The organism is Candidatus Streptomyces philanthi (assembly GCF_059553635.1).
This window is the reverse complement of record NZ_JCANQV010000202.1, coordinates 1-10829: the sequence shown is the minus strand read 5'-3', so window position 1 is coordinate 10829 and position 10829 is coordinate 1. Positions and strand designations below refer to the sequence as shown.

Annotated in this window: 9 protein-coding genes and 1 pseudogene; 9 read left to right on the top strand and 1 reads right to left on the bottom strand. The window is 73.3% G+C overall.

Annotated features, from left to right (window positions below):
• The first annotated feature begins 106 nt into the window (after window positions 1-106).
• From AC51EU_RS21180 to hutH, 6 genes are all read left to right on the top strand, one after another.
• Window positions 107-1312, top strand: coding sequence for an adenylate/guanylate cyclase domain-containing protein (locus AC51EU_RS21180; RefSeq protein WP_496268590.1), 1206 nt, complete (start codon window positions 107-109; stop codon window positions 1310-1312).
• Between the two features lie 252 nt (window positions 1313-1564).
• Entirely contained in the window at window positions 1565-2353 is a 789-nt protein-coding gene (locus tag AC51EU_RS21175; RefSeq protein ID WP_496268589.1) for an enoyl-CoA hydratase/isomerase family protein, read from the top strand.
• A 201-nt stretch (window positions 2354-2554) separates the two neighbouring features.
• The gene (locus tag AC51EU_RS21170; protein ID WP_496268592.1) at window positions 2555-3640 is read left to right on the top strand and encodes a GGDEF domain-containing protein; all 1086 of its coding nucleotides are present in this window, start codon (window positions 2555-2557) and stop codon (window positions 3638-3640) included.
• A 556-nt stretch (window positions 3641-4196) separates the two neighbouring features.
• The gene (locus AC51EU_RS21165; protein ID WP_496268588.1) at window positions 4197-5054 is read left to right on the top strand and encodes an isocitrate lyase/PEP mutase family protein; all 858 of its coding nucleotides are present in this window, start codon (window positions 4197-4199) and stop codon (window positions 5052-5054) included.
• A 90-nt stretch (window positions 5055-5144) separates the two neighbouring features.
• Window positions 5145-6197, top strand: coding sequence for a bile acid:sodium symporter family protein (locus AC51EU_RS21160; protein WP_496268587.1), 1053 nt, complete (start codon window positions 5145-5147; stop codon window positions 6195-6197).
• 107 nt (window positions 6198-6304) lie between these two features.
• Complete coding sequence (gene hutH / locus AC51EU_RS21155) at window positions 6305-7843, top strand: histidine ammonia-lyase (RefSeq protein WP_496268591.1); 1539 nt, start codon at window positions 6305-6307, stop codon at window positions 7841-7843.
• Window positions 7844-7876: 33 nt separating this feature from the next.
• Here the strand turns inward: hutH and AC51EU_RS21150 are convergent, their stop codons facing one another.
• The gene (locus AC51EU_RS21150) at window positions 7877-8353 is read right to left on the bottom strand and encodes an LAETG motif-containing sortase-dependent surface protein (RefSeq protein WP_496268586.1); all 477 of its coding nucleotides are present in this window, start codon (window positions 8351-8353) and stop codon (window positions 7877-7879) included.
• A gap of 107 nt (window positions 8354-8460) precedes the next feature.
• Here AC51EU_RS21150 and AC51EU_RS21145 point away from each other — a divergent pair, with 107 nt between their 5' ends.
• The 3 genes and pseudogenes from AC51EU_RS21145 to AC51EU_RS21135 all read left to right on the top strand — a co-directional run.
• Entirely contained in the window at window positions 8461-8808 is a 348-nt protein-coding gene (locus AC51EU_RS21145) for a hypothetical protein (RefSeq protein WP_496268585.1), read from the top strand.
• A gap of 270 nt (window positions 8809-9078) precedes the next feature.
• Window positions 9079-10344: a L,D-transpeptidase gene (locus AC51EU_RS21140; protein ID WP_496268584.1), complete on the top strand. Its 1266-nt coding sequence runs from the start codon at window positions 9079-9081 to the stop codon at window positions 10342-10344.
• A 110-nt stretch (window positions 10345-10454) separates the two neighbouring features.
• Window positions 10455-10829, top strand: a pseudogene (locus AC51EU_RS21135) (DUF2786 domain-containing protein); the annotation flags it as partial.

Sequence of the window (10829 nt, the reverse complement as noted above, 5' to 3'; positions counted from 1 at the left end):
AGCCAGAGCACACCTGCCGTATCGTTGAGGCGGTCCGACGCGGAGCGGGCCACGGGCGAGCAGTGATCGGAAGGGCAGTGCGCAAGGACCGGACAGGGAGCGGGCGGTGACCGCCGGCGACGCGGGCGCCGCCTCACGCGACGGGGAGACCCCCTCGCACGGCACGGCCGGCGCGGCAGGGCCCCGCGCGCCGCAGGACGACCCCGCCGCCGGAGCCGGGGAGGACCGGCCCGCCGGGGACCCCCAGGCGGGTGGCGGCACACCCGACGACACCATCGCCATCCGCCTCGAACAGCTCATCCTCGGCTCCGAGCGCCAGTACACGCCGTTCCAGGCGGCCCGCAGTGCCGGCGTCTCCATGGACCTCGCCGCCCGCTTCTGGCGCGCCATGGGCTTCGCCGACATCGGCCAGGTCAAGGCGCTGACCGAGGCGGACGTGCTGGCGCTGCGGCGGCTGGCGGGCCTGGTCGAGGCGGGCCTGCTCAGCGAGGCGATGGCCATCCAGGTCGCCCGCTCCACCGGACAGACCACCGCCCGTCTCGCCGACTGGCAGATCGACTCGTTCCTGGAGGGCCTGACCGAGCCCCAGGACTCCGGCATGACCCGCACGGAGATCACCTATCCGCTGGTCGAACTGCTCCTGCCCGAGCTGGAGGAGTTCCTCGTCTACGTCTGGCGGCGGCAGCTCGCCGCGGCCACCGGCCGGGTCGTCCAGGCCCAGGACGACGCCGAGATGGTCGACCGGCGGCTGGCGGTCGGCTTCGCCGACCTGGTCGGCTTCACCCGGCTGACCCGCCGCCTGGAGGAGGAGGAACTGGGCGAGCTGGTCGAGGCGTTCGAGACCACCGCCGCCGACCTCGTCGTCGCGCACGGTGGCCGGCTGATCAAGACCCTCGGTGACGAGGTCCTGTACTCGGCCGACGACGCGGGCACCGCCGCCGAGATCGGACTGCGGCTGATCGAGACCATGGCCAACGACGAGACCATGCCCGAACTGCGCGTCGGCATCGCCTTCGGCACGGTCACGACCCGCATGGGCGATGTCTTCGGCACCACCGTCAACCTCGCCAGCCGGCTCACCTCGATAGCCCCCAAGGACACCGTCCTGGTGGACGAGGCACTCGCCGAGGAACTGGGGCGCACCGGTGACGCCCCGGTCTCCGAGGCGGACGCCGCGGCCGCCGAGAAGGCCGCCGAGGAGGGCACCGGCGGCGCCCCGCCCGCGTACCGCTTCGCCCTCCAGCCGATGTGGCAGCGCCCGGTGCGCGGCCTGGGCATCGTGGAGCCGTGGCTGCTGACGCGGCGGGAGTGAGCGGACGGGCCTGTCGTCCGGCGTCCGGACCTGACGGCCTGGGAGCAATGGGGAGCGGCGTCGCGGCGTCCGGCACGGCCGCTCGCGGCGTTGCCGAAACCCCCTGGTAGCTCCGCTACCAGGACCTTCCGGCGCCTTGCGATCGACCGCACCGGACGCCGCTCCTTGACCCACTCCCCATTGCTCCCAGGCCGTGACATGATCCCGATCGGTATCGGAACCGAATCAACGGTCGTTAACCGGGAGGGTGGCATGCAGCGGTTCGGTGAATGGGTGGGCGTGGACCGGCACGGCTTCGTGGCGGAACTCGTCATGGACCGCCCGAAGGCGATGAACGCGGTGTCGACGGCGATGGCCGACGGCCTGGCGCAGGCGTGCGCGGAGCTGTCCGCCGACCGCTCCGTACGCGCCGTGGTGCTCACCTCCACCCATGAGCGGGCGTTCTGCGTCGGCGCCGACCTCAAGGAGCGCAACTCCTTCACGGACGCGGACCTGATGCGCCAGCGCCCGCACACCCGCGCCGCCTACACCGGCGTCCTGGAGCTGCCGGTGCCCACGATCGCCGCGGTCCACGGCTTCGCCCTCGGCGGCGGCTTCGAGCTGGCCCTGTCCTGCGACCTGATCGTCGCGGACGGCACCGCGGTGGTCGGCCTGCCCGAGGTGTCGGTGGGCGTCATCCCCGGCGGCGGGGGCACCCAGCTGCTGCCCCGCCGGGTGGGTGCGGCGCGCGCCGCCGAGCTGGTGTTCACCGCGCGGCGGGTGCCGGCGGCCGAGGCCGCGGAGCTGGGCCTGGTCGACGAGCTGGTGGCGGACGGGCGGGACCGGGAGCGGGCGCTGGAGCTGGCGGCCCGTATCGCCCGGAACTCGCCGGTCGGCCTGCGGGCCGCCAAGCGCGCCCTGCGCCTCGGCCACGGCCTGGACCTGCGCACCGGCCTGGACCTGGAGGACGGCGCCTGGCGCAGTGTGGCCTTCTCCGGGGACCGCGCCGAGGGCGTCGCCGCGTTCAACGAGAAGCGGGAGCCGCAGTGGCCCGGGGAGTGAGGGACGGGCATCCGTCGCCGGCCCTCGTGGACGGCCGCCGGCGGTGACGTTCTGTCGCCGGTGCCCCCGGGAAGAGGGCGAATCGGGTTAAACATTCCTACGCTGGAGTGCACAGAGTGCTCACGGTGACGGAATGCGAGGGTCCGGGTGACGGGCGACGGCGATGCGAGACTGCGGGCCGTGGTGGAGCTGGCGCAGGCCATGGCGGCCGCCCACACGCCACGCGCGTCGGCGCACGCGGCCGCGGCCGGCGCGCGGTCGGCGCTGGGCGGCTCGTTCGCCGCGCTCTCGAAATGGGAACGCGGACCCGGCGCCCTGCGGGTCCTCGTCAACGTCGGGGAACTCGCCGAGGGCGAGGAGGAGTTCCCCGAGCACGAGACCTATCCCGTCCACGAGTTCCCCGAGATCGTCGGCTTCCTCCACGAACGATGGGCCGGCGGCGGGCCCGCGGCCTGGGTGGAGACCGCTGACGGGCCGCACGGCGCCGGCTCCTACAACCACCAGCGGGTGGCCGCGCTGCGCCGCCGCGGCCGGGGCTGCTGCGTCGTCGCGCCGATCGTGCTGCACGGACGGGCCTGGGGCGAGCTGTATGTGGCGCGTGGGGCGGGGGAGGCGGTCTTCACCGCCGCCGACGCGGACTTCGCCACCGTGCTCGCCGCCGTCACGGCCGCCGGGATCGCCCAGACCGAGCGGCTGGCCGAGGCCCGCAGGCTCGCCTTCACCGACGCCCTGACCGGCCTCGCCAACCGGCGGGCCGTCGACATGCGGCTGGACGAGGCGTTGGAGCTGCACCGCCGGGAGGGGACGGTGGTCAGCCTGGTGGTCTGTGACCTGAACGGGCTCAAGCAGGTGAACGACCAGCGCGGGCACGCGGTCGGCGACCGGCTGCTGGAACGATTCGGCTCGGTGCTGTCCCTGTGCGGCGCCATGCTCCCCGGCACCCTCGCCGCGCGTCTGGGCGGCGACGAGTTCTGTCTGCTGTCGGTCGGCCGCCCGGCCGACGAGGTGGTCAAGGTCGCCTCCGAACTCTGCGTACGGGCGGCGGAGCTGGACCTCGGCGAGGGCGTGGCGGTCGGCATCGCCTCGACCGGGGACCCGATCGGCCCGGTCCGCAGCGCCCGCCGCCTCTTCCGCCTCGCGGACGCCGCCCAGTACCGCGCCAAGGAGGCCCGTGCCCGGGAACCGGTGGTCGCGGGCCGCGCGGGCGGGCCCGAGGACCCGGTCGTCCGCCTCGCGGACACCCCGGAACGCCGGGAGGGACCGGAGCGGCGGACGTTCCGCCGGTGAGGAGCGGGCCGCCGTCCGCGCGTACCGCGCTCTCCCCGCACGAGGCCGCCCCGCCCGTTCAACGGCGGATGTTCCGCAGGTGAACCGCGTGGCGCGAGGGGGTGTCCGGCGGGGCCGGATGTCTGCGGTGGGGGCGGTGAAGACGCGCCATTGTGCCACCGGGGCACGGTCATGGATTGGCGTGTCCACGACCCGACTGTGTCCGGAATCCAGCGGAAGCCCCGCCTCCGGAAGTCCCGGCGCATCCGTCCCGACCTGCACTTTTCTTTCGTCGCCACAGTGCCCGGGGCGCCTGGCGTGAAAGGTGCGCCCTCCCGCGCTTTGCTCGCGAAAGACTTTTCCATTACCTGGATTTGACCAATGCTGGCCCTGCGTCCGGATCGTCCCCGGCGCCCGGCCGCGGGGTACGGCGCGGCGCCGGGGACGGCCGGGGAACCGCGCCCGCACGGCGCGCCCCGGCCCGTCCGGCACGTGACACGACGGCACCGACCACCGGCTTGACAGGCATCGGGTCGGCCGCCGACGCAACGGCACGCAACCAACCCCGGAGGCTACCGTGAACCACCCCCAGCGGCTACGCGCGGCACTGGAAGAGGACGGCACCACCCCCCTCATCGGCATCTTCGACATGTTCTCCGCCTCCGTGGCGGCCCAGCACTACGACGGCATGTTCATCTCCGGCTTCGGGTTCGCCGCCTCCCACTACGGGCTGCCCGACATCGGCTTCATCGCCTGGCCCGACATCGTCGCCTTCGTCCAGCGGCTGCGGCTGGCCTTCCCCCGCCAGCACCTGCTCGTCGACATCGACGACGGCTACGTCGACCCCGAGACCGCCTGCCACGTGGTGCAGCAACTGGAGGCGGCCGGCGCCTCCGGGGTGATCCTGGAGGACCAGAAGCGGCCCCGGCGCTGCGGACACGTCGACGGCAAGCAGGTACTGCCGCTGGACGAGTACCTGGAGAAGCTCCACCTCGTCCTGGAGTCCCGGCGCGACCTCCTCGTCGTCGCCAGAACGGACGCCACCGAGGAGGCCGAGATACTGCGCCGCGCCAAGGCGCTGGCCGCCACGGACGCCGATGTGATCCTCGTGGACGGCGTCCGCAGCGTCGAGTGGATCCACAAGGTCCGCCGGGTCATCGGCGACAAACCGCTGCTGTTCAACCAGATCGCCGGCGGCAAGTCCCCGCGTCTGTCGCTGTCCGAACTCGGCGAACTCGGCGTGGACGTGGCGATCTACAGCACCCCCTGCCTGTTCGCCGCCCAGACGGCCATCGACGACGCGCTGACCCGGCTGAAGGAGGAGGACGGGCGGCTGCCCGAGCACACCCCGCGCAGCGTCGGCGTCGCGGAATGCCTCGGCCTGCTGGAGAAGAACATCAGCCGCCACCACGACCGGGTCCCCGCGGCCGGCTGACCCCCGGCACCGCACGGAACGACGGGCCCCTTCCGGCCGGGCGCGCACGGCCCGGCCGGAAGGGGCCCTCCCCTCTCCGGAAGGAACCCCATGCCCCGTTGGCTGGGCGCCGCCTGGCGCCGCGTCGACCGGTACCTCCTCGCCCTCTTCGCCGTCATCGGCCTCGCCGCGCTGCTGCCCGCCGAGGGGGCGGCGGCCCGCGGCGCCGGCCTCGCCGCCGATCTCGCCGTCGCCCTCCTGTTCTTCCTCTACGGCGCCCGGCTGTCGTCCCGCGCCGCCTGGGACGGGCTGCGGCACTGGCGGCTGCACGTACCGGTGCTGCTGCTCACCTTCGCCGCCCTGCCGCTTGCCGGGCTGGCGGCCGGACTGCTCCCGGACTCCGTCCTCGGCGCCGAACTCGCCGCCGGAGTCCTGTTCCTGTGCGTGCTGCCGTCGACCGTCCAGTCGTCCGTCGCGCTCACCTCGATGGCGCGCGGCAACGTGGCCGCCGCGATCTGCTCCGCCTCCTTCTCCACCCTGCTCGGCGTGGTGCTCACCCCGCTGCTCGCGGCCCTGCTGCTGCGGCCGGGCGACGGGGGCGTGCCGATCACGGCGTCGCAGATCGGGGACGTCGTCGTCAGGCTGCTCGTCCCGTTCCTGCTCGGACAGGTGGCGCGGCGCTGGATCGCCGGCTGGATCGGGCGGCACCGGCGTCTGACCACCTACTGGGACCGCGGCTGCATCCTGCTCGTCGTCTACACCGCGTTCAGCCAGGGCATGACGGCCGGGATCTGGCAGCGGATCTCCCCGGCGCGGCTCGCCGTGCTCGCCGCCGTGTGCGGGGCGCTGCTCGTCCTCGCGCTCGCGTCGTCCCACGGTGCCGCGCGGCTGATGGGGCTGCCCCGCGAGGACCGGGTCACCGCCGTCTTCTGCGGCTCCACCAAGAGCCTCGCGGGCGGGCTGCCCATCGCGACGGTGCTGTTCCCGGGCGGTGATCTGGGGCTGCTGGTGCTGCCGTTGATGCTCTACCACACGACGCAGCTGGTGGTGTGCACCTGGCTGGCCCGGCGCTGGCCGGGCGGGGACGAGACGGGGGACGAGCGGGCCGGGGAGGTGACGGCGGCCGGGGGACCGGGCGTCGCGGCCGGGACCCGGGCGGCCTGAGCCGCACCGGGCGCGCCCTTCGGGGGCCGAAGCGCGGGGCGCGCCCGGTGTGACCTTCCGAGTGGTGACAGCTGGCGATTCAGTATCTACGCTTCCTGAATATGGATATGCACACTGTGGTGCTCGGCAGGACCGGCACGACCGCGCAGGACGTCATCGCGGTGGCCCGCGGCGCCGCCCGTATCGAGCTGCCCGAGGACGCCCTCGCGGCCGTCGCCGCCTCCCGGGCCGTCATCGACGACCTCGCCGCCAAGCCGGACCCGGTCTACGGCGTCTCCACCGGCTTCGGTGCCCTCGCCGTCCGCCACATCAGCCCCGAACTGCGCGCCCAGCTCCAGCGCAACATCGTCCGCTCGCACGCCGCCGGCATGGGCCCGCGGGTCGAGCGCGAGGTCGTCCGCGCCCTGATGTTCCTGCGGCTGAAGACCCTCGCCTCCGGGCACACCGGCGTGCGCCCCGTGGTCGTCGAGACCATGACCGCCCTGCTCAACGCCGGTATCACCCCCGTCGTCCACGAGTACGGCTCCCTCGGCTGCTCCGGCGACCTCGCCCCCCTCTCGCACTGCGCGCTGACGCTGATGGGCGAGGGCGAGGCGGAAGGCCCCGACGGCACCGTACGACCCGCCGCCGAACTCCTCGCGGCCCACGGCATCGCCCCCGTCGAACTCCGCGAGAAGGAGGGCCTGGCGCTCCTCAACGGCACCGACGGCATGCTCGGCATGCTCGTGATGGCCTGCGCCGACCTCGCCCGCCTGTTCACCTCGGCGGACATTACCGCGGCCCTCTCCCTGGAGGCGCTGCTCGGCACCGACAAGGTCCTCGCGCCCGAGCTGCACGCCATCCGCCCGCACCCCGGCCAGGCCGCCTCCGCCGCCAACATGCTGAAGGTCCTCACCGGTTCCGGGCTGACCGGCCATCACCAGGACGACGCGCCCCGCGTCCAGGACGCGTACTCCCTGCGCTGCGCCCCGCAGGTGGCGGGCGCCGGCCGCGACACCCTCGACCACGCCCGCCTGGTCGCCGACCGCGAACTGGCCGCCGCCGTCGACAACCCCGTCGTCCTGCCCGACGGCCGTGTCGAGTCCAACGGCAACTTCCACGGCGCCCCCGTCGCCTACGTCCTGGACTTCCTGGCCGTCGCCGCCGCCGACCTCGGCTCCATCGCCGAACGCCGCACCGACCGCCTCCTGGACAAGAACCGCTCGCACGGACTGCCCGCCTTCCTGGCCGGCGACCCGGGCGTCGACTCCGGGCTGATGATCGCTCAGTACACCCAGGCCGCGCTGGTCAGCGAGTTGAAGCGGCTGGCGGCCCCCGCCTCCGTCGACTCCATCCCGTCCTCCGCCATGCAGGAGGACCATGTCTCCATGGGCTGGTCCGCCGCGCGCAAGCTGCGGACCGCCGTCGACAACCTGACCCGCGTCCTCGCCGTCGAGCTGTACGCGGCGACCCGGGCGGTGGAGATGCGCGAGGGGCTGACCCCGGCGCCCGCCACCCGCGCGGTGCTGGACGCGGTCCGCGCCGCCGGCATACAGGGCCCCGGGGAGGACCGTTTCCTCGCCCCCGACCTGGAGGCCGCCTACACGTTCGTACGGGAGGGAAAGCTGGTCGCGGCCGCGGAGTCGGTCACCGGCGACCTCGTCTGACGGTCACGGGCCGGGACCGCCCCGGCCCGCCGCTCAGTCGGCCGGGCCCTGGCTCCGGCGCAGCGAGAAACCGACGAACCCGGCGCCCAGGACCAGGAAAGCGGCGCCGCCGATGACGTACGGGGTGGTGTCCGGGCTCCCGGTGTCGGCGAGACGCGGCCCGGGGACGGCGGCGCGCGAGGCGTCACCGGGGCTCGGGGCGCGGTCGGTGGGCGTCGCGTCGGCGCCGTCGTGGGCCGCGTCCCGGTCGGCCGCGTCCGTGTGCGTCCCGGACTCCGCCTCCGTCTCCGGCGTGTCCGCCCGTTCGGCGGCCTTCGCCTCCGTGCCCTGTCCGGGCCTTTGGTCCGGCGCGCCCGTACCGCCGTCCGGGCGCAGGCCGCCGGACGAGACGGAGGCCCGTGTGGCGGGGCCGGGGTGCTCCACATTGGCGTTCGCGGAGGGGACGAACCACAGGGCGAACAACACCGATCCCGCTGCGGCGGCGGTCAGCAGTGGTCGTCGTGCGGTCACAGATCAATCCCCCTTGTGGGTCCGGCGAATTGGCCGCTGACCGCAGATGTTAATGACCGCAGCGGGTCGCACGGAAGTCGGGCCCCCGCACGCTTACCCTCCGTCCCATGAGCAATGGTGAGACATCACGTTTTGTGCGCCTTCACGTCGAACTGGTCATGGAGATCACCGACGATGAGCGGATGACCGGCGCGGCGCTCGACCGCGTCGCGGCCGATCCGTCGCTGCCCGACGAGAGCCGGCGGCAGGCCGCGGAGGCGGTCCGGGAGGACGCCGCCGAGGCGCTGGCCCACCTCGTCGACCCGTTCGATCTCGTCGCCGCCGTCCCCGGCGCCGAACTCGCCCACGCCTCGTGGAGCAGCGAGGAGCTGGCCGACTACGACCCGGAGGCCGAGTGGGACGCGGAGGAGTGGGACCTCGCGGACGACGAACGCCTGGCGGAGAGGGAGGGCTGACCGCACCGGGCGGGTGGCGGGACGGCCGTCCGTCCCGCCACCCGCTCCCCGGGGATCTTCGTGACGCTCCATGTCCGTCCATGACCGTTTGTGTCCATTGGCGACTTTCTGTGTCCGTACATTGCCTTCTGTGACTCTCCACGGTCATCCGTGGCATTCCCCACACTTCGCACGGGTGTGGAACGCCGGAAACGGAACAGGCGTTGCCTGTGGCGTCGGCCGAACGGCCCGCGTCCAGTCGACGGCTCGGGGACCCGGTACCGGTAGCAAATGGAGAAACGTGTGAAGACGGACAGCAAGCGCCGCAAGGGCTACATAGCCACTGCCGCGCTGGTCGGGGGCGCGCTGACGCTCGCGGCCTGCGGCGGTGCCGGCGGCGCAGGCGAGGGTGGGGCGAAGCACGACTCCGCGCGGATGGTCGACACCGCGGCGGCCAAGGACGCCTCGGACGCCAAGATCAAGATCACGCCCAAGGACGGCTCGACCAACGCCGGCATAGGCACCGGCAACAAGGTCACCGTCAGCGGCGGCAAGCTCACCGACGTCACGATGACCGCCGTCACGACCAAGAAGACCGTCGCCGGCACCCGCTCCGCCGACGCCACCTCCTGGCGGCCCGCACAACAGCTCGCCCGCGCCACGCAGTACAAGATCACCGCCCATGCGGTGGACGCCGAGGGCCGCAAGGCCGTCGAGAACTCCACGTTCACCACCGTCTCGCCCGCCCACAGCTTCATCGGCAACTTCACGCCGGAGGACGGCTCCACCGTCGGCGTCGGCATGCCGGTCTCGATCACCTTCGACAAGCCGGTCACGTACAAGAAGGACGTCCAGGCCGCGATCAAGGTCGCCTCCAGCAGCAACCAGAAGATCGTCGGCCACTGGTTCGGCAACACCCGCCTGGACTTCCGCCCCCAGGAGTACTGGAAGCCGAACTCCAAGGTCACCCTGGACCTCAACCTCGACGGCGTGGAGGCCGCCCCCGGCATCCGCGGCATACAGGACAAGACCGTCGGCTTCACCGTCGGCCGCTCCCAGATCAGCACCGTCGACGCCAGGACGCACACCATGACCGTGGTCCGCGACGGCCGAACGATCAAGACCATCCCGATCTCCGCCGGCAGTGACGACCACCCGACCTACAACGGCGCCATGGTCATCTCCGAGAAGTACCGGCAGACCCGCATGGACGGCTCCACGGTCGGCTTCACCAACAACGACGGCAAGGGCGAGTACGACATCCCCGACGTCCCCCACGCCATGCGCCTGTCGACCTCCGGCACCTTCATCCACGGCAACTACTGGGGCCGCGGCATCTTCGGCACCGCCAACACCAGCCACGGCTGCATCGGCCTCCAGGACGCCAAGGGCGCCGGTGACCCCGGCACCGACGGCGCCTGGTTCTACGACCACTCCCTGATCGGTGACATAGTCCAGGTGATCAACTCCCCCGACGCCACCATCCAGCCCCAGAACGGCCTCAACGGCTGGAACATGAGCTGGCAGCAGTGGGTCGCGGGGAGCGCCCTGAAGTGAGCCGAGGCGCGGCGGGGGCGGGGTGATCCCTGGTCCCGCCGCGTTGCTTTTGGGGCCTGCCGGGTGGCTGCCCGGCCGTTTCGCTGTGGTCGCGTCCGTAGAGTGAATGGGTGAGTGAGGGTGTGAAGGCCAGCCGGGACGGTCGCGACAGCCAGGCCCGTCGGGCCCGCCGGGACGGACGGCCCGGCCGGTCACGTCGGGACGACCGGGCCGGGCGGCGGAAGGCCGCCGAGGACCTGGCCGCCGCCGAGGAGCTGGTCGGCAACGTGCTGGGCCGTGTCCGGTACGCCGCGGACGGGCCGGCGGCCGAGGACGCGCTGGAGTCCGGCGCGTCCGTGCTCGCCGCGGCACCGGCCGGGTGGGAGGCCGTGAGCGCCGCGGTGACGGCCGCCGCGATCACCGCCGTACGACACTGCGCCACCGGGGGGTGGCTGCCCGCCGACCTGGAGCGGATCGCCCGGCGCGACGCCGCGGACCCCGCGCTG

Coding starts and splice junctions, on each gene's coding strand:
- AC51EU_RS21145 (WP_496268585.1), top strand. CDS start 8,461: ATGAGCAATGGTGAGACATCACGTTTTGTGCGCCTTCACGTCGAACTG.
- AC51EU_RS21175 (WP_496268589.1), top strand. CDS start 1,565: ATGCAGCGGTTCGGTGAATGGGTGGGCGTGGACCGGCACGGCTTCGTG.
- AC51EU_RS21170 (WP_496268592.1), top strand. CDS start 2,555: ATGGCGGCCGCCCACACGCCACGCGCGTCGGCGCACGCGGCCGCGGCC.
- hutH (WP_496268591.1), top strand. CDS start 6,305: ATGCACACTGTGGTGCTCGGCAGGACCGGCACGACCGCGCAGGACGTC.
- AC51EU_RS21160 (WP_496268587.1), top strand. CDS start 5,145: ATGCCCCGTTGGCTGGGCGCCGCCTGGCGCCGCGTCGACCGGTACCTC.
- AC51EU_RS21140 (WP_496268584.1), top strand. CDS start 9,079: ATGGAGAAACGTGTGAAGACGGACAGCAAGCGCCGCAAGGGCTACATA.